Source organism: Brevibacterium sp. H602 (assembly GCF_051172395.1).
Classification (GTDB): Bacteria; Actinomycetota; Actinomycetes; order Actinomycetales; family Brevibacteriaceae; genus Brevibacterium.
This window is the reverse complement of record NZ_JBPIZD010000027.1, coordinates 21,527-45,162: the sequence shown is the minus strand read 5'-3', so window position 1 is coordinate 45,162 and position 23,636 is coordinate 21,527. Positions and strand designations below refer to the sequence as shown.

Annotated in this window: 31 protein-coding genes; 8 read left to right on the top strand and 23 right to left on the bottom strand. The window is 63.4% G+C overall.

The genetic code is table 11. The annotated features are described in order from the left end of the window. Positions 1 to 49 precede the first annotated feature (49 nt). Both ACSBQT_RS16065 and glyA read right to left on the bottom strand, forming a co-directional pair. Positions 50 to 931 carry a bifunctional methylenetetrahydrofolate dehydrogenase/methenyltetrahydrofolate cyclohydrolase gene (locus tag ACSBQT_RS16065; RefSeq protein WP_410710517.1) on the bottom strand — a complete coding sequence of 294 codons (882 nt, stop codon included), beginning with the start codon at positions 929 to 931 and terminating at the stop codon, positions 50 to 52. Beyond that, positions 931 to 2,205, bottom strand: coding sequence for a serine hydroxymethyltransferase (glyA, locus tag ACSBQT_RS16060; protein ID WP_410710518.1), 1,275 nt, complete (start codon positions 2,203 to 2,205; stop codon positions 931 to 933). The genes ACSBQT_RS16065 and glyA overlap by 1 nt, the downstream gene beginning before the upstream one ends. 168 nt (positions 2,206 to 2,373) lie before the next feature. Here glyA and purU point away from each other — a divergent pair, with 168 nt between their 5' ends. From purU to putP, 6 genes are all read left to right on the top strand, one after another. Beyond that, positions 2,374 to 3,225 carry a formyltetrahydrofolate deformylase gene (purU, locus tag ACSBQT_RS16055; RefSeq protein WP_410710519.1) on the top strand — a complete coding sequence of 284 codons (852 nt, stop codon included), beginning with the start codon at positions 2,374 to 2,376 and terminating at the stop codon, positions 3,223 to 3,225. Positions 3,226 to 3,430: 205 nt separating this feature from the next. Then, a complete protein-coding gene (locus ACSBQT_RS16050; RefSeq protein ID WP_410710520.1) occupies positions 3,431 to 5,053 on the top strand; it encodes a phenylacetate--CoA ligase family protein in 1,623 nt (540 codons plus the stop codon). After that, the gene (locus ACSBQT_RS16045; RefSeq protein WP_410710521.1) at positions 5,040 to 5,462 is read left to right on the top strand and encodes a hypothetical protein; all 423 of its coding nucleotides are present in this window, start codon (positions 5,040 to 5,042) and stop codon (positions 5,460 to 5,462) included. Before ACSBQT_RS16050 ends, ACSBQT_RS16045 begins: the two co-directional genes overlap by 14 nt. Continuing rightward, positions 5,459 to 6,625 (top strand): hypothetical protein, encoded by a 1,167-nt coding sequence (locus ACSBQT_RS16040; RefSeq protein ID WP_435002094.1) that lies wholly within the window; start codon positions 5,459 to 5,461, stop codon positions 6,623 to 6,625. Before ACSBQT_RS16045 ends, ACSBQT_RS16040 begins: the two co-directional genes overlap by 4 nt. Then, positions 6,622 to 7,776, top strand: coding sequence for a hypothetical protein (locus ACSBQT_RS16035; protein WP_435002093.1), 1,155 nt, complete (start codon positions 6,622 to 6,624; stop codon positions 7,774 to 7,776). Before ACSBQT_RS16040 ends, ACSBQT_RS16035 begins: the two co-directional genes overlap by 4 nt. 119 nt (positions 7,777 to 7,895) lie before the next feature. After that, positions 7,896 to 9,416 carry a sodium/proline symporter PutP gene (gene putP / locus ACSBQT_RS16030; protein WP_410710524.1) on the top strand — a complete coding sequence of 507 codons (1,521 nt, stop codon included), beginning with the start codon at positions 7,896 to 7,898 and terminating at the stop codon, positions 9,414 to 9,416. Positions 9,417 to 9,888: 472 nt separating this feature from the next. Here the strand turns inward: putP and rplQ are convergent, their stop codons facing one another. The 6 genes from rplQ to infA form a co-directional block, all read right to left on the bottom strand. Next, positions 9,889 to 10,440, bottom strand: coding sequence for a 50S ribosomal protein L17 (gene rplQ / locus ACSBQT_RS16025; protein ID WP_264801034.1), 552 nt, complete (start codon positions 10,438 to 10,440; stop codon positions 9,889 to 9,891). 23 nt (positions 10,441 to 10,463) lie between these two features. Beyond that, positions 10,464 to 11,462 (bottom strand): DNA-directed RNA polymerase subunit alpha, encoded by a 999-nt coding sequence (locus ACSBQT_RS16020; protein WP_025777903.1) that lies wholly within the window; start codon positions 11,460 to 11,462, stop codon positions 10,464 to 10,466. A gap of 153 nt (positions 11,463 to 11,615) precedes the next feature. Continuing rightward, positions 11,616 to 12,020 carry a 30S ribosomal protein S11 gene (rpsK, locus tag ACSBQT_RS16015; protein ID WP_025777904.1) on the bottom strand — a complete coding sequence of 135 codons (405 nt, stop codon included), beginning with the start codon at positions 12,018 to 12,020 and terminating at the stop codon, positions 11,616 to 11,618. A 51-nt stretch (positions 12,021 to 12,071) separates the two neighbouring features. Beyond that, positions 12,072 to 12,440 carry a 30S ribosomal protein S13 gene (gene rpsM / locus ACSBQT_RS16010; RefSeq protein ID WP_025777905.1) on the bottom strand — a complete coding sequence of 123 codons (369 nt, stop codon included), beginning with the start codon at positions 12,438 to 12,440 and terminating at the stop codon, positions 12,072 to 12,074. A gap of 212 nt (positions 12,441 to 12,652) precedes the next feature. Further along, a complete protein-coding gene (gene rpmJ, locus ACSBQT_RS16005; protein WP_009884960.1) occupies positions 12,653 to 12,766 on the bottom strand; it encodes a 50S ribosomal protein L36 in 114 nt (37 codons plus the stop codon). Positions 12,767 to 12,824: 58 nt separating this feature from the next. Next, positions 12,825 to 13,046, bottom strand: coding sequence for a translation initiation factor IF-1 (gene infA / locus ACSBQT_RS16000; RefSeq protein ID WP_009379245.1), 222 nt, complete (start codon positions 13,044 to 13,046; stop codon positions 12,825 to 12,827). A gap of 366 nt (positions 13,047 to 13,412) precedes the next feature. Here infA and ACSBQT_RS15995 point away from each other — a divergent pair, with 366 nt between their 5' ends. Next, positions 13,413 to 14,558: a MalY/PatB family protein gene (locus ACSBQT_RS15995; RefSeq protein ID WP_410710525.1), complete on the top strand. Its 1,146-nt coding sequence runs from the start codon at positions 13,413 to 13,415 to the stop codon at positions 14,556 to 14,558. Positions 14,559 to 14,616: 58 nt separating this feature from the next. Here the strand turns inward: ACSBQT_RS15995 and ACSBQT_RS15990 are convergent, their stop codons facing one another. Further along, positions 14,617 to 15,501, bottom strand: a complete 885-nt coding sequence (locus ACSBQT_RS15990; RefSeq protein WP_410710526.1) for a PaaX family transcriptional regulator — start codon at positions 15,499 to 15,501, stop codon at positions 14,617 to 14,619. A 78-nt stretch (positions 15,502 to 15,579) separates the two neighbouring features. On the opposite strand from ACSBQT_RS15990, the gene ACSBQT_RS15985 reads away from it, so the two are divergent. Next, entirely contained in the window at positions 15,580 to 15,819 is a 240-nt protein-coding gene (locus ACSBQT_RS15985) for a hypothetical protein (protein ID WP_410710527.1), read from the top strand. Positions 15,820 to 15,828: 9 nt separating this feature from the next. Here ACSBQT_RS15985 and map read toward each other — a convergent pair whose 3' ends face one another. The 14 genes from map to rpmC form a co-directional block, all read right to left on the bottom strand. After that, complete coding sequence (gene map, locus ACSBQT_RS15980; protein ID WP_410710528.1) at positions 15,829 to 16,665, bottom strand: type I methionyl aminopeptidase; 837 nt, start codon at positions 16,663 to 16,665, stop codon at positions 15,829 to 15,831. Continuing rightward, complete coding sequence (locus tag ACSBQT_RS15975) at positions 16,662 to 17,228, bottom strand: adenylate kinase (protein ID WP_410710529.1); 567 nt, start codon at positions 17,226 to 17,228, stop codon at positions 16,662 to 16,664. Before ACSBQT_RS15975 ends, map begins: the two co-directional genes overlap by 4 nt. Positions 17,229 to 17,277: 49 nt before the next feature. Then, positions 17,278 to 18,579 (bottom strand): preprotein translocase subunit SecY, encoded by a 1,302-nt coding sequence (gene secY / locus ACSBQT_RS15970; protein ID WP_264801029.1) that lies wholly within the window; start codon positions 18,577 to 18,579, stop codon positions 17,278 to 17,280. Between the two features lie 346 nt (positions 18,580 to 18,925). Next, positions 18,926 to 19,378: a 50S ribosomal protein L15 gene (rplO, locus tag ACSBQT_RS15965; RefSeq protein WP_101546948.1), complete on the bottom strand. Its 453-nt coding sequence runs from the start codon at positions 19,376 to 19,378 to the stop codon at positions 18,926 to 18,928. A gap of 1 nt (position 19,379) precedes the next feature. Beyond that, positions 19,380 to 19,562, bottom strand: a complete 183-nt coding sequence (gene rpmD / locus ACSBQT_RS15960) for a 50S ribosomal protein L30 (RefSeq protein WP_025777914.1) — start codon at positions 19,560 to 19,562, stop codon at positions 19,380 to 19,382. Continuing rightward, positions 19,562 to 20,245 (bottom strand): 30S ribosomal protein S5, encoded by a 684-nt coding sequence (rpsE, locus tag ACSBQT_RS15955; protein WP_216657189.1) that lies wholly within the window; start codon positions 20,243 to 20,245, stop codon positions 19,562 to 19,564. Before rpsE ends, rpmD begins: the two co-directional genes overlap by 1 nt. Further along, positions 20,242 to 20,622 (bottom strand): 50S ribosomal protein L18, encoded by a 381-nt coding sequence (gene rplR / locus ACSBQT_RS15950; RefSeq protein ID WP_092015640.1) that lies wholly within the window; start codon positions 20,620 to 20,622, stop codon positions 20,242 to 20,244. Before rplR ends, rpsE begins: the two co-directional genes overlap by 4 nt. A 2-nt stretch (positions 20,623 to 20,624) precedes the next feature. Continuing rightward, positions 20,625 to 21,161 carry a 50S ribosomal protein L6 gene (rplF, locus tag ACSBQT_RS15945; protein ID WP_025777917.1) on the bottom strand — a complete coding sequence of 179 codons (537 nt, stop codon included), beginning with the start codon at positions 21,159 to 21,161 and terminating at the stop codon, positions 20,625 to 20,627. A gap of 17 nt (positions 21,162 to 21,178) precedes the next feature. After that, entirely contained in the window at positions 21,179 to 21,577 is a 399-nt protein-coding gene (gene rpsH, locus ACSBQT_RS15940) for a 30S ribosomal protein S8 (RefSeq protein WP_025777918.1), read from the bottom strand. Positions 21,578 to 21,644: 67 nt separating this feature from the next. Continuing rightward, on the bottom strand, positions 21,645 to 22,214 hold the full coding sequence (rplE, locus tag ACSBQT_RS15935) for a 50S ribosomal protein L5 (RefSeq protein ID WP_039206325.1): 570 nt from the start codon (positions 22,212 to 22,214) through the stop codon (positions 21,645 to 21,647). Beyond that, a complete protein-coding gene (gene rplX / locus ACSBQT_RS15930) occupies positions 22,214 to 22,582 on the bottom strand; it encodes a 50S ribosomal protein L24 (protein ID WP_139468550.1) in 369 nt (122 codons plus the stop codon). Before rplX ends, rplE begins: the two co-directional genes overlap by 1 nt. A gap of 2 nt (positions 22,583 to 22,584) precedes the next feature. Beyond that, entirely contained in the window at positions 22,585 to 22,953 is a 369-nt protein-coding gene (rplN, locus tag ACSBQT_RS15925) for a 50S ribosomal protein L14 (protein WP_025777921.1), read from the bottom strand. A 144-nt stretch (positions 22,954 to 23,097) separates the two neighbouring features. Beyond that, positions 23,098 to 23,385 carry a 30S ribosomal protein S17 gene (rpsQ, locus tag ACSBQT_RS15920; protein WP_410710530.1) on the bottom strand — a complete coding sequence of 96 codons (288 nt, stop codon included), beginning with the start codon at positions 23,383 to 23,385 and terminating at the stop codon, positions 23,098 to 23,100. After that, on the bottom strand, positions 23,385 to 23,636 hold the full coding sequence (gene rpmC, locus ACSBQT_RS15915; RefSeq protein WP_025777923.1) for a 50S ribosomal protein L29: 252 nt from the start codon (positions 23,634 to 23,636) through the stop codon (positions 23,385 to 23,387). The genes rpsQ and rpmC overlap by 1 nt, the downstream gene beginning before the upstream one ends.

Below are 23,636 nucleotides of genomic sequence, written 5' to 3'. Positions count from 1 at the left end.
CAGCAACCTCGCGCGAGGTTGCTGGGCCGCCGTCAGGTAGCAATAGGGGTTAGTTGGCTGAGCGCTGGGCGGTGTCGACGACGTTCTTGAGCAGCAGAGCTCGAGTCATCGGTCCGACGCCTCCCGGGTTCGGTGAGACCCAGGACGCCACCTCGGCGACCGCCGGATCCACGTCTCCGACGATCTTCGACTTCCCCGTCTCCGGGTCCGTCTCACGCGAGACTCCCACGTCGAGGACGATCGCCCCGGGCTTGACCGCCTCCGCCTTCACGATGCGAGCCGCACCGGCGGCCGCCACGATGACATCGGCCTGAGCCAGCAGCTCATCGAGGTTGCGCGTGCCGGTGTGCGTCAGGGTCACGGTCGCATTGTGCTCACGCCGAGTCAGCAGTGCTCCGATGGACCGGCCCACTGTGACCCCGCGACCGATGACCACGACATGCTTGCCGGCCAGATCGATGCCGTTGCGGTTCATCAGCTCGATGACACCGCGCGGAGTGCACGGCAGCGGAGTGGTGATCTCCGAATTGACATTCAGTACGAGCCGGCCGAGGTTCGTCGGATGCAGGCCGTCGGCGTCCTTGGCCGGATCGATGGCTTCGAGGATCGTGTCCGTGTCGATATGGTCTGGCAGCGGAAGCTGCACGATGTAGCCGGTGCAGGCGTCATCGTTGTTGAGCTCGTCGATGACGGCCAACAGCTCTTCCTGACTCACCGACTCGGGCAGGTCACGGCGGATCGAGCTGATCCCGACCTCGGCGCAGTCACGGTGCTTGCCTGCGACGTACCACTTCGAACCGGGGTCCTCCCCCACCAGCACTGTGCCGAGCCCCGGCACGATTCCGGACTCTGCCAGGGTCGCCACCGCCTCGGTGAGTTCGGCCTTGATCTGCTTCGCGCAGGCTCTGCCGTCGAGGATCTGCGCACTCATCAGTACTGCTCCAGTCCTTCGTAGAGGGGGAAGTCGTCGCTGAGCTTCTTCACGCGTGCGGAGAGTGTCTCGACATCGGCACCGGGCTTGAGCGCCTCGGCGATGACGTCGGCGACCTCGGTGAACTCGTTGTCGCCGAATCCGCGGGTGGCCAGTGCCGGGGTGCCGATGCGCAGCCCCGAGGTGACCATCGGCGGACGCGGGTCGAAGGGCACGGCATTGCGGTTGACGGTGATGCCGACCGAGTGCAGAAGATCTTCGGCCTGCTGTCCGTCGAGGGCGGAGTTGCGCAGGTCGACGAGCACGAGGTGGACATCGGTGCCGCCGGTGAGCACTGTGGCTCCGGCGTCGGCGACGTCGGAGGCCAGCAGGCGCTCAGCCAGGATCTGAGCACCGCGCACGGTGCGTTCCTGACGTTCCTTGAACTCGGCGGAGGCCGCGAGCTTGAAGGCCACGGCTTTCGCGGCGATGACATGCATGAGCGGTCCGCCCTGCTGTCCCGGGAACACGGCGGAGTTGAGCTTCTTCGCGTACTCCTCCTTGCCGAGGATGAAACCGGAACGGGGCCCGCCGATGGTCTTGTGCACCGTCGAGGACACGACATCGGCGAACGGCACCGGGTTCGGGTGCAGACCGGCGGCGACGAGTCCGGCGAAGTGGGCCATATCGACCCACAGCTTCGCACCGACTTCGTCGGCGATATCGCGGAAGGCCTGGAAGTCCAGCTGACGGGGGTACGCCGACCAGCCGGCGACGATGACCTCGGGGCGGTGTTCGAGAGCCTTCTCGCGCACCTTGTCCATATCGATGCGGTAGGTATCGGGGTCGACCTCGTACGAGGCGACATCGTAGAGGCGTCCGGAGAAGTTGATCTTCATACCGTGGGTGAGGTGACCGCCATGGGCCAGGGACAGCCCGAGCATCTTGTCACCCTGACGGGCCAGAGCGTGCATGACAGCGGCGTTGGCCGAGGCACCGGAATGGGGCTGGACGTTCGCGTAGTCGGCGCCGAAAAGGCTCTTGGCGCGGTCGATGGCGAGGTTCTCCGCGACGTCGACGTGTTCGCAGCCGCCGTAGTAGCGCTTGCCGGGATACCCCTCGGCGTACTTGTTCGTCAGCACAGACCCCTGTGCTTCCAGCACGGCGCGGGGGACGAAATTCTCCGAGGCGATCATCTCGAGCGTCGACCGCTGGCGGCCCAGCTCGAGGTCGAGGACTTCGGCAATCTGCGGGTCGATGTCGGCAAGCGAAGCCTGCATCGAGTTTTCGGTCATGAGTACTCTCCTGTGGCATCCGATGATGGGAGCGAGGCGGCGCGCAAACCGCGGCCGTCACCCGGCACCATGCTAACAGCGACGCCGCCTGCGTCCGGGGCCGCAACCGCCATCCGGATGCCGACCCGGAATGGGTGTTGAGCGCAGCCACCGATTAGGATCGAGTCCATGAGCTGCGAATGGATCCTGAGAGTCACCTGCCCCGATTCGACCGGCATCGTCCATGCCGTGACCGGGGTGCTCGCGGGCTTGGGCGGCAACATCACCGAATCCCAGCAGTTCTCCTCCCCCGATTCCCGTCAGTTCTTCCTGCGCCTGCAGTTCTCGACGCCCGCGGAGACCTCGGCCCGGACCGTGGAAGACGCCCTCGCCGAGGTGGCTCCCCGGTTCGCGATGACCGTGAGCCTGCAGCCGGTGGAGAAGAGGACCCGCACCCTGATCATGGTGTCCAAAGCCGCACACTGCCTCAACACTCTGCTGTTCCGGCATTCGGCCGGTCAGCTGCCCATCGACATCGTCGGCGTCGCCGGCAACCATGACGATCTCCGTCCGCTCGCCGAATTCCACGGCCACGATTTCCACCATATTCCGATCACCCGGGACACGAAGGCCGACGCCGAGGCGAGGCTCTCGGCTCTCGTCGACGACCTCGATGTCGAACTCATCGTCTTGGCCCGGTACATGCAGATCCTCTCCCCCGAACTCTGCGACCGCCTCGAAGGGCGGGTCATCAACATCCACCATTCGTTCCTGCCGAGCTTCAAGGGCGCGAAGCCCTACCATCAGGCGCATGCCCGCGGCGTGAAGATCATCGGAGCGACCGCCCACTATGTCACCAGCGACCTCGACGAGGGGCCGATCATCGAACAGGACGTGGCCCGAGTCGATCACAATCAGGCGATCGCCGATTTCGTCCGGCATGGTCAGGACGTCGAGGCGGCGGTTCTCGCCCGGGCCGTCGCATGGCATGCCGAGGGCCGAGTCCTCATGGACGGCCACCGCACCGTCGTCTTCGACTGAGCCATCCCCTCGCCGAGGCGGCGCGCCCCTGTCCGGAGCCGCCTCGGTGAGTGGATCGGCCGTTCCGATCCACGACGCCGAAGTGATCCGTCGTTCGGTGGGCCGCCTCGGTGAGGGTCGATGTGCGGGACTCTGTCTGATGCGGTTCTGACACATCTTCGGATTTTCCATATCGCCGCTCCTGTTGCTGGGTTAGCCTCGGAACATGAGAGAGACCCACCTCACACCGGAAGCTGAACTCCGTCGTCTGCCGATCCCCCGCGGGCCGGTGAATCTGGCCCGACAGGCCGTGCTGCGCCTGGCGAACGTCGGACTCACCGCCGCCTACGGCGCCTACCGTGCCCACCCCGCGATCTGGCGGTTCACTGCCCGCCATTACAACCCGCGGCTCGAGCCCTTCGCGAAACTCAATGCGTGGATGATCTGTCAGCAGGCCTCCCTCGATGTGCCCGCATACCAGGACTACCTGGCGCGTTCCGGATTCGAATTCCGGTGGTGGGACCTCGAGGCCTACACACCGACGTCGAAGGACGAGTTCGTTCGCCGCTACAGCGAAGAGCATCGCTGCTGGGACGGGAGGATCGACCGCATCGGCACCGTCGTCGATGAGTCCTCGGGTTCCTCGGGCACCCCATTCAACTGGATGCGGTCGAAGAAGGAGCTCGACACGGTCCATAAGAACGTCGCCGGCTACGTCACGATGCTCTTCGACCACAAGGACCTGTTCTGCATCAACGCCTTTTCGATGGGGGCCTGGGCGACGGGGACGAATACGGGACTGGCCATGGCCAAGGTGGCGATGGTGAAGAACACCGGCCCGGATCTCGAGAAGATTCTCGACACGATGCAGCACTTCGGACCGAACCACACCTACCTCATCAGCGCCTATCCCCCATTCCTCAAACATCTCGTCGATCGGATGGACTCCGAACCCGAGAGATGGGCCGACTTCCGGCTCAACGGGTTCGTCGGCGGAGAGGCGATGACGGAAGGTCTGCGCGACTACCTCGAGGGGCGCTTCGACCGGGTGTACTCCGGGTACGGTGCCAGCGACCTGACGATCGGGATGGCAGGCGAGTCCGATCTCTCGGTCGTCATCCGTCGGGCGCTGGCTCATGATCTCGCCTTCCGCGCCGATGTGCTCGGCCCCGACGAGTCACGGGTGCCGATGGTCTTCCAGTACAACCCCTTGGAGACCTATTTGGAAACCACCGACGACGGGGAGCTGGTCGCCACGATCAACTCGGCAGCGGTGATGAGTCCGCGGCTGCGCTACAACATCGGCGACGAGGCCACGCTCATCGATTTCCCGACCATGGTCGAACTCACCCGGCGCCATCCGGAACTGGCGCGAGCATGTTCGGCGGCGTTCGCCGGCAATGGGATGAAGCTGCCGTTCGTGCTGCTGTTCGGGCGCGCGGATTCGACGATCTCGTATATGGGAGCCAACATCTATCCCCTCGATATCGAGAACGGGCTCTACCGCGACAATCCCCGGGCCCACCTCATCGAGTCCTTCCGCATCGAGCTGCGTGAGATCGCCGGTCATGAGCAGCGCCCGGCTCTGCACATCCAGCTGCGGGAAGAGGCCCCGTCCATGGACCTTGAGGCGCGGCAGGATCTGGCAGAGACGATCCAGGCCGGCGTGCTCGACCACCTGGCGTCGGTGTCGAGAGACTTCGCGCAGAGCTTGGAAGAGGACCCGACCACCGCGGAGATCCACGTCGAGATCCACGATCATGCCACCGGTCCGTTCGAAGCGGCGAACACGAAGATCAAGAACGTCTACGTTCAGAGAACACAGGAGGGCGACGATGCGATCGAATGATTTCTCTCAGGCTCCCCCGCAGGCCCGCGCCGAGGCGTTCTTCCTCGGCGCGAACCGCTACCGCAATCCGCTGGCGATGGTGGGCCAGCTGCGCAGGTGGCCGCGGGTGGCCAAGGGGCTGAAAGCCTCGGCCGGATATCTGTGGCACCGCAGCTATTACGAGTTCCCCGACAGGATCGGGCTGATGGTCGCGTTCGCCACCCATGACGACCTTCTGGCCTATGCTCGCACCCCCGAACATCGGGAGATCATGAAGTGGCTGGTCGGCAGCGGCAAGGACTCCCCCGCCCGAGGCGGCTTCATCCGGATCCTCACCGCTGACGAGTGGGGATACACCAACGGCGAGTTCCGAGCCGAGGACGGCCACCTGGGCATGATCGACGAATTCACGAAACTCAGCACCGAATGAGACCGCGACGGGTGACCTCCCGGGCCGAACTCGCCGAGTTCATCGACCTGGCCCCACGACTGGCGCGGACACGGAGTGAGCAGGACTATTTTGTGCCTCTCTTCGCCGCCGATATCCGCGACTGGTTCGCAGGGCGAGGGTGGTTCGACGAACCAGTCGAGCTGTGGCTCGTCGACATCGAGCCGGGGAAGGCGGTGGCCCGAGTCATGTGCCACCGGTCGGCCGCCTTGGCGGCCGAGCTGGGTTCCGCCGACGATTCCGTGCCGCCTCTGTTCTTCGGAGCCGTTGAAGCCGCCGACTCGGAGGCGCTGGGCGCAGTGATTGCGTTTCTGCTCGAGCGAGCCGGACAGGTGGGAGCATCACGGATCTTCGGCCCGGTCTCTCCCCTGCCGAACGTCACCGGCGGACTGCTCACCCACGGTGTCGACCATCCCGGCTTCTTCGACACGGTATGGAATCCCGATTTCTACTGGTCGACGTTCGCCGCGGCCGGGTTCGATGCCTGGGGGCCCGCACATACGTGGGAAGTGCCCGTCGGATCCATTCCCGCGGCCAGAGCAACCGCGGTCGCCCCTGCCGAATGGCATCGTCTCGGGCTGCGCCGCCGCCGTGTCTCTCGTCTGGGTCTGCGCGGTTTTGCCGACCGGCTGCTGCCGACTCTCAATGCGGCCTTCTCCGCTCTGCCCTATTACACCGACATCGCCTCCGAGCAGCTGCGCTCACAGATGCAGGGCCTGCCCGCCCTGATGGATCCGGATCTCATCGTCGATATCACCGGTGCGAACGATCTCGCCGACGCCCCGCCTCGCTGCTTCGCTCTCGTCATCCCCGACCCGGTGCCGATCCTGCGCCGCCACGGCGGCCGCCTCGGTGTGCGAACCGTCCTCGACCTGCTCCGGCACCGGCAGACGATCAAGGACGCCGTGCTCATCATCCAGGGCACCGACCCCTGCCATCAAGGTTCGGGCCTGCTCAGCCTTGCGATCCGCGAACTCAACTCCGCACTGGTCGCCAAGGGATATCGACGACTGCGGGTCACGTTCATCGCCGAGGACAATCCCGCCTCGGCAGCTGTCTTCGCCCGCTCCGGCGGCAGGCAGCTGCACCGGCTCGTGTTCGTCGACCGAACTCTGCTTTCATCCCCGCCCGAGGAGCGCCCTTGACACTGACCACCGCCCTCGTCGAATCTCTCTTCACCGTCGCCGCTTCCGCCCCATCCGCCCACAACACTCAGCCGTGGGTGCCCGAAATCACGGACTGCACACCGGAGGTCGCCGAGGTGCGGGTCGGCGTGGACCCTGCCCGTCTGCTGCCGCACGGGGACCCGCGCAGCGAGGATCTCCACCTGAGCATGGGCTGCTGGGTGGAGTCGCTGGCGATCGCCGCCGCCGAGGCGGGGGTGCGCACCGAATCGGTCACCGTCCGAGGGCGCGGCCCCACCGTGGACATCCGGGTGCGCCTCGCCACCGCGGAATCCACGGCGAACCCAACCGACACGGACACGATGCCGTCGGAAGGCGTTGCGTGGCCCAGGTTCGGTGTGGCCGACCTCCACCACCGTCAGGTCGACCGCGGACCCTTGGACCGGGCAGAAACCCGTTTCGCCGAGGCGGCCGAAACCTGCCGCAGTGCCATGGCCGGCACAGCGGTCGACCTGGTGGAGATCCCGGACTGCGCCTGGCGCGGATGGCTGCGTCGCGCCTCGCTGCATTCCTTCGGCGACCGGTCCGTGTTCGCCGAGACACTGAGGTGGCTGCGCTTCGATCCCGACGACCCGCGCTACCACCGGGATGGACTCACCGCTGCGTGTCTGCGCATCCCCGCCGCGGGTGCTCGAGCCGCGGCATTCCTCGATCGCCTCTGGCTGCATTCCTGGATCGCCGGTCTGGCATCGGCCGGGCTCACGCCATTTGCGGTGGCCGACTCCGCAATGAGGTCGTTCGCGAAGTCAGACCGCGGGACACGGATCGCTAAGTTTCCGCGTTCACTGCGACTACGCCTCCGCTCGACTGCTGCGACGAAACCCGCTGCGACACGTCGCGAACGACGACATCCTCACCATCTGATCCTGACCGTCCCCGATCGACCGGAGCTGTCGACCGCAGACGAAGTGGGGATCGGACGGATCCTGCTGCGGATCTGGCTGACGCTCGACCGGCACGGCCTGCGCGTCGACGTCCATTCCGAACTCAAGGACAGCCCGACCGTGCGAAGCGAGCTCGCGGACTTCATCAACAGTCGTCCGATCGCGGCTTTCTCGGTCGGGGCCTCCACGACACCGGTCCCCCGAGCACCCCGAGTGTCATCTGCCTAAACCTGCCGTCGGCGGTACTTCCCGGTGTATCCCGACAACAGGCGGGCGCACAGGGAATTCACACCTGCGACCTCTTGTGCTGTAAGGTCGGCTCGGCCTATCGAAGGAGCTGAGCTCAAATGTCGGAAACCACTTTCCGCACGATCGCGATCGTCCTCTACTTCATCGGCATGCTGGCCATCGGCTGGTTTGCCTATCGCAAGACGAAGAACAGTCTCGACGACTATATGCTCGCGGGACGTGGGCTGCGCCCCAGCGTTGCCGCACTGAGCGCCGGTGCCTCGGATATGTCGGGGTGGCTGCTCATGGGTCTGCCCGGCGCCATCTACGTCTCCGGTCTCATCGAAGCCTGGATCGCCATCGGCCTGACCATCGGCGCCTGGGTCAACTGGAAGATCGTCGCGCCTCGACTGCGCGCGTTCACGGAGAAGGCCGGCGACTCGATCACGATTCCCAGCTTCTTCGAACAGCGGCTGAAGGATCGGACACGACTGCTGCGCATCGTCTGCGGCATCATCATTCTGGTCTTCTTCACCTTCTACGTCTCCTCGGGCATGGTGGCGGCCGGCAAGTTCTTCGAGTCGAGCTTCGGACTCAACTACCTCGGCGGAATGCTCCTCGTCGCAGCGATCACGATGATCTACACCCTCTTCGGCGGATTCCTCGGCGCGACTCTCACGGATGTTGCCCAGGGTCTGCTGATGTTCGCTGCCCTGATTGCCGTGCCGATCGTCGCCGTCATCAACGCCGGCGGGCCGACGACGGTGATCAGCAACGTCTCCGCGATCGATCCCGGTCTGCTCAGCCTCTTCGGATCAGACGGCTTCTGGACCTTCGCGACGATCGCGTCCATCGTCTCCGCCCTGGCCTGGGGACTGGGCTACTTCGGTCAGCCGCACATCATCGTGCGTTTCATGGCCCTGCGCACTCCCGCCGATGCCACCGTCGCCCGGCGCATCGGCGTCGGCTGGATGGCGATCTCGGCGCTCGGCGCCGTCGCCACTGCCATCGTCGGCATCTCCTACTTCTCTCAGCACGCGGATATGGAACCCGCCGACGCCGAAACCGTGTTCCTCGACCTTGCGCAGATCCTCTTCCACCCGTTCATCGCCGGCCTCGTCTTGGCTGCGGTGCTCGCAGCGATCATGTCGACGATCTCCTCGCAGCTCGTCGTCACGTCGTCAGCACTCATCGAGGATCTGTTCAAGATCGTTGCCCTGCGAACCGGATCCACGCGCACGCTGCAGGACAAGACCTACGTGCTGCTCGGCCGCCTCGGCGTGCTCGTCGTCGCCGTCATCGCAGTGGTACTCGCGATCTCACCGTCGAACAGCATCCTCGACCTCGTAGCCTTCGCGTGGGCAGGCTTCGGCGCCTCCTTCGGGCCGATCGTCCTGCTCACCCTGTTCTGGAAGCGTCTGAGCAACTGGGGCGCTCTGTTCGGTCTGCTCTCCGGCGCGGTCGTGGCCTTCGTCTGGGGCCAGGTGAGCACTCCGATGACGGATGCGATCTACGAGATCATTCCCGGCTTCATCGTCAACCTCATCGTCGCCGTCGTCGTCAGTCGCTTCACCTACAAGCACGACGAAGCCGCAGACATCGAGTTCGACGAATCCGTGGAACTCTCCCGCGTGAAGTGAGCACCGACACGTGAGGTGAGAGTCGACGCGAACTGAACGAAGGCCGGGGCGTGGCTGCGCCCCGGCCTTCGTCATACCGAGCCATCAGTATGGCCCCTGGGCTAGCCACTGTCGGTGCGCTGACAGGATCGCGGTACGTCTGTATCTGCCCGTTCAATCAGAAGAGGCGCCGCCGGTCACTCGTATGGTGACATTATGTTGAGAGCCTCAGGTTGCGTACCGGGACAATCGCTTTTCGTTCCAATCATCTGAATCGAAACCGATGATTGGAACGAAAAGTGATCATTCACGCCGAGGCAGCCGCACAGGTGCGCGGAAACTGACCCCGCCGAGGCGGGCCGATCGATTCGCACATCGGCGCCGAGCGGCGCACAGGCGGTGAATACACTTCAGGCGGGCACCTGTGTCGGTGCCCGCCTGAAGTGTGTGGCTCACGGCTGCGGAGATCCGAGCCGTCAGCCGGTCGAGGAGCTTACTTCTCCTCGGCAGCCTCGGAGGACTCTTCAGCGGTCTCGGCGTCAGCCTCGACTGCCTCTGCCTCGACTGCGGCGTCTTCGGCCGGAGCCTCGTCGACGACCTCAGCCTCAGCCGGCGCCTCTTCTGCCGGAGCGGCAGCGGCGGCGGTGGCCTGTTCGGCTTCCTTCACGGTTGCCTGCTTCGGCGAGTAGGGCTCGAGGACCAGTTCGATGACGGCCATCGGGGCGTTGTCGCCGGGACGGGGGCCGATCTTGGTGATACGGGTGTATCCACCGGGACGCTCGGCCATCGTTTCGGCGATCGAGGTGAAGAGCTCGTGCACGATCGACTTGTCGGAGATCTGGCCGAGCACGCGACGACGTGCGGCCAGGTCACCCTTCTTGGCGTTCGTGATCATGCGCTCGGCAACCGGGCGCAGGCGCTTGGCCTTCGTCACGGTCGTCTTGATCTGCTTGTGCTCGAACAGCTGGGCAGCCAGGTTGTTGAGCATCATGCGCTCGTGTGTGGGCGAACCGCCGAGGCGGGGACCCTTGGTTGGGGTTGGCATTGTCAGTTACTCCTAGGTCTTAATCAGTACTGTTCGTCTTCGACGTAGGACTGGTCCTCATCAACGAGACCGGCTTCGAACCCGGCAGGACTGTCCTTGAGGCTCAGGCCGAGCTCGTTGAGCTTCGCCTTGACCTCGTCGATCGACTTCGAACCAAAGTTGCGGATATCCATCAGGTCGGCTTCGCTGCGAGCAACGAGTTCGCCGACGGTGTGGATGCCTTCGCGCTTGAGGCAGTTGTAGGAGCGCACGGTCAGGTCGAGATCTTCGATCGCCAGCGCCAGGTCGGCGGCGAGTGCCGCGTCCACAGGCGAGGGTCCGATCTCGATGCCTTCTGCTTCGACGTTGAGCTCTCGAGCCAGGCCGAAGAGTTCGACCAGGGTCTTGCCCGCAGATGCGATGGCATCGCGCGGGGTCATCGAGGGCTTGGTTTCGACGTCGAGGACCAGACGGTCGAAGTCGGTGCGCTGTTCGACACGCGTGGCTTCGACCTTGTAGGTGACCTTGAGAACCGGGGAGTAGATCGAATCGACCGGGATCCGGCCGATCTCTGCATCCGCGTTCTTGTTCTGAGCGCTCGAAACGTATCCGCGTCCGCGTTCGATGGTCAGTTCCATGTCCAGACGACCCTCACCATTCAGTGTGGCGATGTGCAGGTCCGGATTGTGGATCTCGACCCCGGCAGGAGCAGAGACATCGGCAGCGGTCACGGTGCCAGGTCCCTGCTTGCGCAGGTAGGCGACGACCGGTTCGTCGAATTCGGACGATACGACCAGGGACTTCAGGTTGAGGATGAACTCGGTGACATCCTCTTTGACTCCCGGCACGGTGCTGAACTCGTGGAGCACTCCGTCGATCCGGATGGATGTGACGGCGGCACCAGGGATCGAGGACAGCAGGGTCCGGCGAAGCGAGTTGCCGAGGGTGTAGCCGAATCCGGGCTCGAGCGGCTCGATGGCGAACCGTGAGCGGTTATCGGAGACGACTTCTTCCGTGAGCGTTGGGCGCTGTGCAATGAGCACGTGGGCTTCCTTTCAGCGAACATCCGCTATATGACGTTCGCACTGCACGTCATGGCCTCAAAGGCCATGAAGAACGGTTCGGGTTATCTGGGAATCCGTTCTGCGACCGATGTCGGGCTCTCACCCGTCATCCGTTGCAGTTCCACGGAAGGATCAGCCGCGGCGGCGCTTGGGGGGACGGCAGCCGTTGAACGGAACGGGGGTGACATCCTGGATGGTTCCCAGTTCCAGGCCGGCGGCCTGCAGCGAACGGATGGCGGTCTCGCGGCCCGAGCCCGGTCCCTTGACGAACACGTCGACCTTCTTCAGGCCGTGTTCCTGCGCCCGGCGAGCAGCCGATTCAGCAGCCATCTGAGCGGCGTACGGGGTCGACTTGCGCGAACCCTTGAAGCCGATCTCACCTGAGGAGGCCCAGGAGATGACAGCACCGGTCGGATCGGTGATCGACACGATGGTGTTGTTGAAGGTTGATTTGATGTGAGCCTGGCCGGCAACGATATTCTTCTTCAGCTTGCGGCGAGGCTTGCGCACTGTAGCGGCGCGTGACTTGGGAGGCATATGTCCTACTCCTGATCGAGGTGGTTGGCCTCAGCCAACCGAGTGAGCGTGTTACTTCTTCTTACCGGCCACGGTGCGCTTCGGTCCCTTGCGGGTACGCGCATTCGTCTTGGTCCGCTGACCGCGAACCGGCAGACCGCGGCGGTGACGCAGGCCTTCATAGCTTCCGATTTCGACCTTGCGGCGGATATCGGCGGCCACCTCACGACGGAGGTCACCCTCAACCTGGAATGTGCCCTCGATGTAGTCACGCAGCTGGACGAGCTCTGCGTCGCTCAAGTCCTTCACACGGGTATCAGGGCTGATTCCCGTTTCGGTCAGGGTCTGGCGCGCACGGGTGCGGCCCACACCATAGATGTAAGTCAAGGCGACTTCCACGCGCTTTTCACGCGGGATGTCGACTCCGGCAAGTCGTGCCATGGGTACTGTCTCCTGTTGTTGTTTCGGAGGTGCTGATGCAAACCTGTCCTTGGTCTCCCAAGGTCTCCGGCCCCCGACCGGAGGTATCGTCCTGTGTCCGTTCCCCGGAAGCTCTCACTTCACATGGGTCCGAACGCAGATGGCGAGGTTTGCGCGGGTGTGGTGCTGCTGAGGCTCCGCTGTGGAGCCCCGATCTGCTCGAAACGAGCTGCTCAGCCCTGGCGCTGCTTGTGGCGCGGGTTGGAGCAGATGACGATGACCCGGCCGTGACGGCGGGTAATCTGGCAGTTCTCACAGATCTTCTTGACGCTGGGCTTAACCTTCATCGTTTTTCCTTCTTTCGGTCCCTGCCCGGCCGGACAGGACGCGAATGATCGAAGATCCTTACTTGTAGCGGTAAACGATTCGTCCGCGCGAGAGATCGTATGGAGACAGCTCCACAATGACCCGGTCCTCGGGAAGGATGCGGATATAGTGCTGACGCATCTTTCCGGAGATATGTGCGAGCACCTTGTGCCCGTTGCTCAGCTCAACCCGAAACGATGCGTTCGGCAGAGCCTCGACAACGGTGCCTTCGATCTCAATGACCCCTTCTTTTTTGGCCATATCGTTCGCTAACCTCGTATTCCCGCGAAACCTTCGCGTTCGACGTAATCGTGTATCACCGACTCAATGCCGGTGACCCCTCGGTCTGCAGTCCTCGTCACCACATAAAAGAAGTGGATGGCAGAAGCCGCCCACATCTGAAGAAGGGTGAGTTGAATGAGAACAGACCAATCATCAACCCTACACTACGGAGAAAGAATCTTCCACACGGTGTTCGCTTCTGAGCGTGAAGTCCCTTACAATCCCATCTTCGCCGAGGCGGCGCACCGTTCCATGTCCCCTGACGACGAATGGACCGCACCTCGGTCGCCCCGACTGCTAGCGTGAGAACCGCACCCGACGCAGTCCCCGAAGAGGAGTACACAGATGTCCGATTTCGATGCCATCACCGAGGAGTCCCTGGTTGCGAAGGGCGGCCGCAAGTGGTCGTCCTTCCCCGGCTCCATCGGCGCCTTCATCGCCGAGATGGACTTCGGGGTGGCTCCCGCAGTGCGGCAGTCGCTGCAGACCATCGACGACCGTGACCTCTACGGCTATGCTCCCGCCGACCTGACCGCCGACCTGAGAACAGCGACCTCAGGCTTCTGCTCCGAGCACTACGGCTGGCGGATCCCCGTCGGTCACATCGAACCGGCCAGTGATGTGCTGGCCGCGTTCCTCGGCGTCCTCACCCACCTCACCCCGCCCGACACTCCGATCGTGCTGCCGACACCGGCCTATATGCCGTTCTTCGATGTCGCGCGAGTGACCGGCCGCGAGCTCATCGAAGTCCCGATGCTGCGATCTGAGTCCGGCTGGTCATTCGACCTCGATGCCATCGCCTCCGCTCTGACCCCCGGGGCGACGTTCGTCTTGTGCAATCCGCACAATCCGATCGGCAAGGTCTGCACCGAGGCCGAACTGCTGGCCCTCGCCGACATCGTGGAGAAGGCCGGTGCCCGGGTGTTCTCCGATGAGATCCATGCTCCCGTCGTCTATGCCCCCGCGCGGCACATCCCCTATGCCACTCTCACCGAGGCGACAGCCGCCCACACCGCCACCGCGACAGCCGCCTCGAAGGCCTTCAACATCCCCGGCCTCAAATGCGCCCAGCTCATCCTCACCTCCCCCAGCGACCGCGAGGTCTGGGCGAAGAAGGGGCAGTTCGTCTCGGGAGCCGCGTCGAACCCGGGGATACTCGCCACCACCGCCGCGTACACGCGTGGGAATGACTGGCTGAGCGAAGTGAACGGCTACCTCAAAGGCAACCGCGATCACTTCACCGATCTCGTCGAGTCACTGCTGCCAGGTGCCGCCTATATCGAGCCGGAAGGCACCTATCTGGCCTGGCTGGATCTGCGCGGCTATGGACTGGAGTCGGACCTGTCCGATCACATCCGATCCCGCGCCGAGGTGGCCGTGACCGAGGGTCGACTCTGCGGTGAGGTCGGGGCCGGACATATCCGCTTCAACTTCGCACTCCCCCGACCTCTGCTCACCGAGGCGGTCAAGAAGATCGCCCGGGTCCTCTGACCAGCATGGCCTGGGGCCTCTGACCGGCAAGTCCTAGAAGCTCCACACCAGACGCTGATCAGCCTTCGGGCAGCCATTCGATGAGCTCGAAGGATGAGCTGGCTCCCGCGCACTCGCGGATCAGCTGATCGAAGCGCAGATAGTATTCGAGATTGCACTGCTGCATCAGCGCCCGGAACCGCACGGCCGGCTGAGTTCCGTCGACGAGAGCTTTCGGCAGCAGCGGGTGGGTCATCACTGCACGGGCGACGTCGTAGTACAGATCGAAGAAGCTTCCCAGGCTCAGCCCTGCGCATCCCGTGCCGGGTGCCGAACCACTCGAACTCAATGCGTTCATGCGCTCTTCCAGCGGCGGCAGCTGGGCGAGAGCGGTGTCGAGTTCGAATGCCCGAGTCGTCATCCTGCGTGCCGCCGCGAGAGAGTCGGGCGTCAGCACTCCTGCTTCAGACCAGCATGGAACAGGGATGTCGGGCAGTCTCGTCGAGAGCAGAGTGGACTGGTCTGCGAAGCCGATGAGGATTCCCGGTCTCAGCTGTCTGTATCCCAAGCTCCGAGCAATGTACTGCAGTCGGTCGCGCAGCCCGCGTTCAGCCTCCGGAACCGAATACACGATGGTGTGGAAGCGCCCCACATAGTCGGGGAAGACGTGATCGCCTGCGATGTCACCGAAATCTGAGAGGATGTGTTCGCTCAGACGGTAGATGGAGACCCGCCCGATCCGTTCACTGCTGATGATGCCTCGTTGGACCATCCGCACGAGCTGATTGTGCACACTCGAGGAGGAATACCCGTGTTCGCGCAGCACGCTGACGATGACTGGCCCCGGCAGTCCACTGGCCTGCAGGTATCCGAAAGCGGAGATCACGTCGAAGGCGATCCTCGTTATCCGATACCGATCACCCACATCTGTCCGACGTTTCGGGACATTGTGGACACTCGTCATGGCCAGATCCTACCGTGAAAACACAAGGATCGGTGCCGACAGGACAGAGGTCGCAAGCAAGCGACGAGGAGCCACGACATGGATGACGAGAAGCACACACTAGATCAGCGCGCACATCAGACGGCCCGCACGTCCGGACTGCTGGCGGGAGCTATCACAGCATTCATCGCCTTCTGCGCATTCCAGATCTTCGGATTCACCATCGCCGAGACGGCCACATGGATGTTCGCACTCGCACTGATGGCGGCGTCCGGAACTTTCGCCGCAGTCTACTTCGTCGGCAGGTTTGCCCTGAGAAGGCAGATGCCGGCCGCCTGAGTTCTCCCCTCAGGCGTCTTTCGGAGCCACGGGAGTGATTCCGAACGGCGCCAACCCGGCCGCTCCCCCGTCGACGGCTGTGAGTACCCAGACTCCCCCGTCATGGCGGGCCACGCTGTGTTCCCAGTGGCTCGCCCGTGACCCATCCGCCGTCACGACCGTCCAGTCGTCGGCGAGAGTGCGTGTGTCCGCACCTCCCGTGGTGAGCATCGGCTCGATCGCCAGGCACATTCCGAGCTTGATCTTCGGACCGTTCGAGCGTGCCCGGTAGTTGAGGACCTCAGGCGCCATATGCATGGAGGTACCGATGCCGTGTCCCGTGAATTCCTCGACGAGGCCCAGGTGGGGGAATGATTCGGAGACGAAGTCATCGATGGCGTCGCCGATATCGCTGACCTTCGCACCGGTCGCGAACGCCGCGATGCCTGCCCACATAGCCGCCTCGGTGGCAGAGGACAGCTCGCGGTCGTCGGCAGTGCCTGCTTCGTCACCGCCGACGATTATCGTCAGCGCCGAGTCCCCGTGGAAGCCGTCGACGACGGCGCCGCCATCGATCGACACGATGTCCCCGGCTTCGAGGACGCGGGATCCCGGGATGCCGTGGACGATCTCCTCGTTCACGGATATGCACACGACCGCAGGGAATCCCTGATAGCCCTTGAAGTTCGAGCGGGCGCCGGCGGCGTCGATGACGGCTTCCGCAGCGGCGTCCACCTCGGCGGTGGTGGCTCCGGGAACGGCTGCGGACCGGGCCGCTGAGAGCACTTCTGCTGTCAGCTGCCCGGCCCGATGCATGAGCTCAAGCTCTGCGGGAGTCTTCAGCTCGATACGTGGTCCGAAGATCATCGAATTGTCGAGAGGATGCGTTCGGTGATGTCGTTGACTTCGCCGAGCCCGTCGACCTGGCGAAGCAGTCCGCGGCTGCGGTAGATATCGGTCAGCGGCTGAGTCTGCTCTTCGTAGACGTCGAGGCGATGGCGGATGACGTCTTCGCTGTCGTCGCTGCGGCCCTCGGTCTGCGCACGCGCGAGCAGACGAGCGACGACCTCGTCGGTGTCGGCCGTCAGCTCGACCACGTGCTCGATCGCCTGATCCTCGGCAGCGAGGATCCTGTCGAGTTCATCGACCTGGGCGCTGGTGCGAGGATATCCGTCGAGGAGGAAGCCTTCGGCTGCGTCATCCTGTGCCAGTCGATCGGCGACCATCGAGTTCGTGACCTCGTCGGGCACGTACTCGCCGGCATCCATGTAGCGCTTGGCCAGCTTGCCCAGCTCGGTCTCACCCTTCACATTGGCCCGGAAGATGTCTCCGGTCGAAATGGCCGGGACGCCGAGCGCCTCGGACAGGCGTGCGGCCTGGGTACCCTTGCCGGCGCCGGGAGGGCCGATCAGGATGATGCGTGAACTCATAAGGTGTCCTTCCAATGGGATGTCCGCTGAACGTCAGCGTCCGGTCGAATCAGCGCAACAGACCCTCATAGTGGCGCTGCTGCATCTGCGCGTCGATCTGCTTGACCGTTTCGAGGCCGACGCCGACAACGATCAGCAGTGAGGTGCCGCCGAACGGGAAGTTCTGGTTGGCGTTGATGAGCACCAGAGCGATCAGCGGAATGAGGGCGACGAAAGCCAGGTAGAGCGAGCCGGGGAAGTTGATACGGCTGAGTACGTAGCTGAGGTACTCGGCGGTCGGGCGACCGGCACGGATACCGGGGATGAAGCCGCCGTACTTCTTCATATTGTCCGCGACCTCTTCAGGATTGAAAGTGATCGCGACGTAGAAGTAGGCGAAGAAGATCGTCAGCAGCGCATACACGGTGATGTAGAGAGGATGGTCACCGCGGGTGAAGTAGGTGTTGATCCATTCGACGGCCTTGGATTCCGGGTCGAAGAACTGCGAGATCAGGCTCGGCAGGTAGAGCACCGAGGAGGCGAAGATGACGGGGATGACACCGGCCATATTCACCTTGATCGGGATGTAGGTCGACGTTCCGCCGAACATCCGACGGCCCACCATGCGCTTGGCGTACTGGACGGGGATCCTGCGCTGCGACTGCTCGACGAAGACGACGAGGGCGATGAGGACGAGTCCGACTGCCATGACGATGATGAAGATGTCGACGCCCTGCTCGCGGAAGATCGCACCGAGCGAGGACGGGAAGGCAGAAGCCACGGACGTGAAGATGAGCAGCGACATACCGTTGCCCACACCGTGCTCGGTGATCTGCTCGCCCAGCCACATGATCAGGCCGGTTCCCGCGGTCAGAGTGAGGACGAGGACGGCGATGCCCCACCAGGTGTCGTTGGCGATGAGGTCCTGGCAGCCTTCGACATTGCCGAACAGTGCGCCGGAGCGCACGGTCGCCACGAGGGTCGTCGAGTTGAGGATCGCGAGTCCGATGGTGAGGTAGCGAGTGTACTGAGTCAGCTTCGCCTGTCCAGAGGCGCCTTCCTTGTGGAGGGCTTCGAAGCGAGGAATGACCACTCGCAGCAGCTGGACGATGATGCTCGCGGTGATATACGGCATGATGCCCAAGGCGAAGATCGACAGCTGCAGCAGCGCGCCGCCGCTGAAGAGGTTGATCATGGCGAATCCGCCCTCATTGAGCTGAGGCGAAGCCACGCATTCCTGCACCTTGGTGTAGTCGATTCCAGGCGAAGGAATGAACGAGCCGAGTCGGAAGATGACAAGAATGCCCAGGGTGAAGAGGAGTTTCTTCCTCAAGTCGGGCGTTCTGAAGGCCCTCCGGATTGCGCCGATCAAGCGTCCTCCTCGTTGGGGGATGAAAAGTCAGAGTCGTGGTCGCGACCTGGCGATTGAGACAAATACCTGCAAAAGACTACCAGGGTATGCCCTCCAGGCCGAAACTGGCGAAGCCCTGCGGCGACTCTGCACAACCTGTATTCGAAGCGGTCACAGAGCGGTTTCAGACAGGGTTCGAGATGGCATCGGAGCGGTTTCGGGCAGTCGTCGAGAGGGCGTCTGGGCGGCACCGGCCCGGTATGCGGTCCACCGTTGCCGGCGTTCAGGAACGCAGAGGGGGCGGCCACCGAAGTGACCGCCCCCTTGACCAGCGTTGAAGCCGGGAAACCGTTCCGAGTGGAACGGATCAGGCCTCGTTGGTGCTTCCGCCTGCAGCCTTGATCTTCTCGGCTGCGGAGCCGGAGAACTTGTCTGCAGTGATGTTCAGAGCCACGGTGATCTCACCGGTGCCGAGAACCTTGACGGGCTGCTTTGCGCGCACAGCGCCCTTCTCCACGAGATCGGCGACGGTGACGTCTCCGCCCTCGGGGAACAGGCTGGACAGCTTGTCGAGGTTGACAACCTGGAACTCCACCTTGGCGGGGTTCTTGAATCCACGCAGCTTGGGCAGACGCATGTGCATCGGGGTCTGGCCGCCCTCGAAGCCGTGCGGAACCTGGTAGCGGGCCTTCGTGCCCTTGGTTCCACGTCCGGCAGTTTTACCCTTCGAAGCCTCACCACGACCGACGCGGGTCTTGGCGGTCTTGGCTCCGGGAGCAGGGCGCAGATCGTGCAGCTTCAGCGAGTCGTTGTTCGACATATCAATCGACCTCTTCCACAGTCACGATGTGGCGGACAGCGTTGATCATTCCCCGGATCTCGGGGCGATCTTCCTGCACCACAACGTCGTTGGTCCGCTTGAGACCGAGCGAACGCAGCGTGTCACGCTGGCTCTGACGGTATCCGATTGCGGACTTGCGCTGAGTAATCTTGAGCTTTGCCATCAGGACTTCGCCCCACTTTCAGCAGCTGCTCGCAGCAGTGCGTGCGGAGCAACTTCGTCGACGGGCAGGCCACGGCGTGCCGCAACCTCTTCCGGACGTTCAAGGCCCTTCAGCGCGGCGATCGCGGCGTGCACGATATTGATCGCGTTCGCCGAGCCCAGCGACTTGGACAGGACGTCCTGGACGCCTGCCGCATCGAGGACCGCACGAACGGGTCCGCCGGCGATGACACCGGTACCCGGAGCGGCCGGACGCAGCAGGACGACGCCTGCGGCTTCCTCGCCCTGGATGGGGTGCGGAATGGTCTTCTGGATGCGCGGAACGCGGAAGAAGTTCTTCTTCGCTTCCTCGACACCCTTGGCGATGGCGGCAGGAACTTCCTTCGCCTTGCCGTAGCCCATGCCGACCATGCCGTCGCCGTCTCCGACCACGACGAGAGCCGTGAAGGAGAACCGACGTCCACCCTTGACGACCTTCGACACGCGGTTGATTGTGATGACGTGTTCGATGAACTGGTTCTTGTCTTCACGGTCGTTGCGACCGCCGCGTCCACGGCCTTCGCCGCGTCCGCGACCCTGACCGCCCTGTCCACCCTGGCCGCGGCCACGGGAGGAACGGTCACCGCTGTTGTCGGTGCGGGTCTCAGCAGTTGCCTGCTGTTCCTTGTTCTCTTCAGTGCTCATAGGGCCAATCCTCCTTCACGGGCACCTTCGGCGATTGCCTGCACACGGCCGTGGTAGGCATTGCCTCCACGGTCGAAGACGACGGAATCGATTCCGGCGTCCTTGGCGCGCTGAGCAACCAGCTCGCCCACCTTGCGGGCTTTGCCGGTCTTATCGCCTTCGAATGTCCGCAGGTCGGCTTCCATGGTGGAGGCCGAGACCAGGGTCTTGCCGACGGTGTCGTCGATGACCTGGACGAAGACGTGGCGCGTGGAGCGAGTCACTGACAGGCGAGGGCGCTCGGTCGTGCCGCTGACATGCTTGCGCAGTCGAGCGTGACGACGCTTGCGAGCAGCTGCCCTGCCTTTGCCGTAGCTTTCCTTCTTGCCAAAGGCCATCTTTACTTACCAGCCTTTCCGACCTTGCGACGGACGATTTCGCCGGCGTAGCGCACACCCTTGCCCTTATAAGGCTCGGGCTTGCGCAGCTTCCGGATGTTGGCAGCGGTCTCACCGACGAGCTGCTTGTCGATTCCGTGGACAGCGACCTTGGTCTGACCGTCGACGCTGAAGGAGATTCCCTCCGGCGGCTCGACGACGATCGGGTGGCTGTAGCCGAGAGCGAACTCGAGGTTCGATCCCTTGGCCAGGACACGGTAACCGGTTCCGACGATCTCGAGGGCCTTGGAGTAGCCATCGGTCACACCGACGATCATGTTGTTGATGAGCGTACGGGACAGTCCGTGCAGAGAACGCGATTCGCGCTCTTCGTCCGGACGGGCAACCGTGATGACACCGTCTTCGAGCGATACGGTGATCGGCTCGGCGATGGTGACGGACAGCTCGCCCTTAGGTCCCTTGACGGCGACATCCTGGCCGTCGACCTTGACCTCGACGCCGCTGGGAACGGAGATCGGGTTCTTGCCAATACGTGACATGTTCTTCTCTCCTTCCTTTACCAGACGTAGGCGAGGACTTCCCCACCCACACCCTTCTTGGCGGCCTGACGGTCCGTCAGGAGGCCTGACGAGGTCGACAGGATGGCGATGCCGAGGCCGCCGAGAACCTTGGGCAGGTTCGTGGACTTCGCGTAGACGCGCAGTCCCGGCTTAGACACTCGACGCAGGCCGGCGATCGAACGTTCCCGGTTGGGTCCGAACTTCAGGTCCAGGAGCAGAGTCTTGCCGACCTCGGCGTCTTCGACGCTCCAGCCGGTGATGTAGCCCTCGGTCTTGAGGATCTCGGCGATGTTCGACTTGAGCTTCGAGAACGGCATGCTGACGTCCTCGTGATAAGCCGAATTGGCGTTGCGCAGACGCGTAAGCATGTCTGCGACTGGATCAGTCATTGTCATTTGGGCACTTGCCCTTCCTCGTTACGGTTTCCGCCCACGTACTGTGCTTGGACCTGCAACGTAGCGATTATTTTTGTTTGAACGGGAACCCGAGGTGACGCAGCAGTGCACGTCCCTCGTCGTCGGTTGCCGCGGTGGTGACGACGGTGATATCCATACCGCGGACGCGGTCGATACGGTCCTGGTCGATCTCGTGGAACATGGACTGTTCGGTGAGGCCGAAGGTGTAGTTACCGTTTCCGTCGAACTGACGATCCGAGAGTCCGCGGAAGTCGCGGATACGCGGCAGTGCCAGAGTGATGACGCGGTCGATGAACTCCCACATCCGGGCTCCACGCATGGTGACGTGGGCGCCGATGGGCTGACCTTCGCGCAGCTTGAACTGTGCGATGGACTTGCGGGCACGGGTCACGACAGGCTTCTGACCGGTGATCAGAGTCAAGTCGTTGATCGCGCCTTCGATCATCTTGGAATCGCGTGCTGCGTCACCCACACCCATGTTCACGACGACCTTGGTCAGTCCGGGAACCTGCATGGGGTTGGCGTAGTTGAACTCTTCCTGCAGCTTCGCAACGATCTCTTCGCGGTAAATCTGCTTGAGACGCGGTGCGGGACGGCTGGTGGTTGTTTCCGTCATCAGATCTCCTCCCCGGTGCGACGCGAGATGCGAACCCGAACGGTCTTGGTGCGACCGTCGCGCTCGACGCTCTCTTCGCGGTATCCGACGCGGGTGGGCTTGTTGTCCTTGGGATCAACGAGCGCCACGTTGGACACGTGGATGGGGGCTTCGTGGGTCTCACGGCCACCAGCGGTGCCGCCGGCCTGAGTCTGCGTAGCCTTCTTGTGCTTGATCACGCGGTTGACGCCCTCAACGAGGACGCGGTTGCGTTCGGGGTAGACGGCAAGGACCTTGCCCTGCTTCCCACGATCGCCACCACGGGACTGCCGAGCGCCGGCGATGACCTGGACGAGGTCGCCCTTCTTGATCTTGAGCTTGTTCGCCATGCTCACAACACCTCCGGTGCCAGGGAGACGATCTTCATGAACTTCTTGTCGCGGAGTTCGCGTCCCACGGGCCCGAAGATACGGGTTCCGCGCGGTTCCTCATCGTTCTTGAGGATGACAGCTGCATTCTCATCGAACTTGATGTAGGAGCCGTCGGGACGACGACGTTCCTTGGCAGTGCGAACGATGACGGCCTTGACGACGTCACCCTTCTTCACATTGCCGCCAGGGATCGCATCCTTGACGGTCGCCACGATGGTGTCACCGATCGAGGCGTAGCGCCGACCGGAGCCACCCAGGATCCTGATTGCCAGGATCTGCTTGGCGCCAGTGTTGTCGGCGACTTTGAGTCGCGACTCTTGCTGAATCACTATTTTCTCCTGTCGTCGCGCTGGTTCTCACGCCTGAGCGCGAGCCTTGCGGAACGGATTCATTGACATTTCACCCCGTTCCCGGTAGCCGCCCGCGGCCTGCAGGAGGCCGCGGGCGGGACCGGGTGGGTGGGGTGGCGTTGACTACTTGGCGCGTTCGACGATTTCGACGAGCCGCCAACGCTTCGCGGCCGAAAGGGGCCGCGTCTCGGACACGAGGACGAGGTCGCCGATGCCGGCGGTATTCTCTTCGTCGTGAACCTTGTATTTGACCGACTTGCGCATGACCTTGCCGTAGAGGCGGTGCTTCATGCGCTCCTCAACCTCGACGACGATGGTCTTGTCCATCTTGTCGGATACGACGTAACCACGTGCGGTCTTGCGGGAGTTGCGTTCCGCAGCAGTGGCCTCGGTATTCGTGGTCTCCGCCATCACTTGCTCTCTTCCTTGGCATCAGCGGGGTTCGGACGGATGTCCAGCTCCCGTTCGTTGAGCACGGTGTAGATACGAGCGATGTCGCGACGCACGGCCTTGAGGCGACCGTGGCTCTCCAGCTGGCCGGTGGCCGACTGGAAACGCAGGTTGAACAGCTCGGCCTTGGCCTTCTTGAGCTCCTCCTGCAGACGCTCGTTGTCGTAACCGTCAAGCGCGTCGATGGAAAGGTTCTTCGAACCGATTGCCAT

What these genes read in the sequence shown, in the direction of transcription:
- ACSBQT_RS16065 (WP_410710517.1), bottom strand. Translation starts at nt 931, where the DNA reads ATGAGTGCGCAGATCCTCGACGGCAGAGCCTGCGCGAAGCAGATCAAG.
- glyA (WP_410710518.1), bottom strand. Translation starts at nt 2,205, where the DNA reads ATGACCGAAAACTCGATGCAGGCTTCGCTTGCCGACATCGACCCGCAG.
- purU (WP_410710519.1), top strand. Translation starts at nt 2,374, where the DNA reads ATGAGCTGCGAATGGATCCTGAGAGTCACCTGCCCCGATTCGACCGGC.
- ACSBQT_RS16050 (WP_410710520.1), top strand. Translation starts at nt 3,431, where the DNA reads ATGAGAGAGACCCACCTCACACCGGAAGCTGAACTCCGTCGTCTGCCG.
- ACSBQT_RS16045 (WP_410710521.1), top strand. Translation starts at nt 5,040, where the DNA reads ATGCGATCGAATGATTTCTCTCAGGCTCCCCCGCAGGCCCGCGCCGAG.
- ACSBQT_RS16040 (WP_435002094.1), top strand. Translation starts at nt 5,459, where the DNA reads ATGAGACCGCGACGGGTGACCTCCCGGGCCGAACTCGCCGAGTTCATC.
- putP (WP_410710524.1), top strand. Translation starts at nt 7,896, where the DNA reads ATGTCGGAAACCACTTTCCGCACGATCGCGATCGTCCTCTACTTCATC.
- rplQ (WP_264801034.1), bottom strand. Translation starts at nt 10,440, where the DNA reads ATGCCAACCCCAACCAAGGGTCCCCGCCTCGGCGGTTCGCCCACACAC.
- rpsK (WP_025777904.1), bottom strand. Translation starts at nt 12,020, where the DNA reads ATGCCTCCCAAGTCACGCGCCGCTACAGTGCGCAAGCCTCGCCGCAAG.
- rpsM (WP_025777905.1), bottom strand. Translation starts at nt 12,440, where the DNA reads ATGGCACGACTTGCCGGAGTCGACATCCCGCGTGAAAAGCGCGTGGAA.
- rpmJ (WP_009884960.1), bottom strand. Translation starts at nt 12,766, where the DNA reads ATGAAGGTTAAGCCCAGCGTCAAGAAGATCTGTGAGAACTGCCAGATT.
- infA (WP_009379245.1), bottom strand. Translation starts at nt 13,046, where the DNA reads ATGGCCAAAAAAGAAGGGGTCATTGAGATCGAAGGCACCGTTGTCGAG.
- ACSBQT_RS15995 (WP_410710525.1), top strand. Translation starts at nt 13,413, where the DNA reads ATGTCCGATTTCGATGCCATCACCGAGGAGTCCCTGGTTGCGAAGGGC.
- ACSBQT_RS15990 (WP_410710526.1), bottom strand. Translation starts at nt 15,501, where the DNA reads ATGACGAGTGTCCACAATGTCCCGAAACGTCGGACAGATGTGGGTGAT.
- ACSBQT_RS15985 (WP_410710527.1), top strand. Translation starts at nt 15,580, where the DNA reads ATGGATGACGAGAAGCACACACTAGATCAGCGCGCACATCAGACGGCC.
- map (WP_410710528.1), bottom strand. Translation starts at nt 16,665, where the DNA reads ATGATCTTCGGACCACGTATCGAGCTGAAGACTCCCGCAGAGCTTGAG.
- ACSBQT_RS15975 (WP_410710529.1), bottom strand. Translation starts at nt 17,228, where the DNA reads ATGAGTTCACGCATCATCCTGATCGGCCCTCCCGGCGCCGGCAAGGGT.
- rplO (WP_101546948.1), bottom strand. Translation starts at nt 19,378, where the DNA reads ATGTCGAACAACGACTCGCTGAAGCTGCACGATCTGCGCCCTGCTCCC.
- rpmD (WP_025777914.1), bottom strand. Translation starts at nt 19,562, where the DNA reads ATGGCAAAGCTCAAGATTACTCAGCGCAAGTCCGCAATCGGATACCGT.
- rpsE (WP_216657189.1), bottom strand. Translation starts at nt 20,245, where the DNA reads ATGAGCACTGAAGAGAACAAGGAACAGCAGGCAACTGCTGAGACCCGC.
- rplR (WP_092015640.1), bottom strand. Translation starts at nt 20,622, where the DNA reads ATGGCCTTTGGCAAGAAGGAAAGCTACGGCAAAGGCAGGGCAGCTGCT.
- rplF (WP_025777917.1), bottom strand. Translation starts at nt 21,161, where the DNA reads ATGTCACGTATTGGCAAGAACCCGATCTCCGTTCCCAGCGGCGTCGAG.
- rpsH (WP_025777918.1), bottom strand. Translation starts at nt 21,577, where the DNA reads ATGACAATGACTGATCCAGTCGCAGACATGCTTACGCGTCTGCGCAAC.
- rplE (WP_039206325.1), bottom strand. Translation starts at nt 22,214, where the DNA reads ATGACGGAAACAACCACCAGCCGTCCCGCACCGCGTCTCAAGCAGATT.
- rplX (WP_139468550.1), bottom strand. Translation starts at nt 22,582, where the DNA reads ATGGCGAACAAGCTCAAGATCAAGAAGGGCGACCTCGTCCAGGTCATC.
- rpsQ (WP_410710530.1), bottom strand. Translation starts at nt 23,385, where the DNA reads ATGGCGGAGACCACGAATACCGAGGCCACTGCTGCGGAACGCAACTCC.
- rpmC (WP_025777923.1), bottom strand. Translation starts at nt 23,636, where the DNA reads ATGGCAATCGGTTCGAAGAACCTTTCCATCGACGCGCTTGACGGTTAC.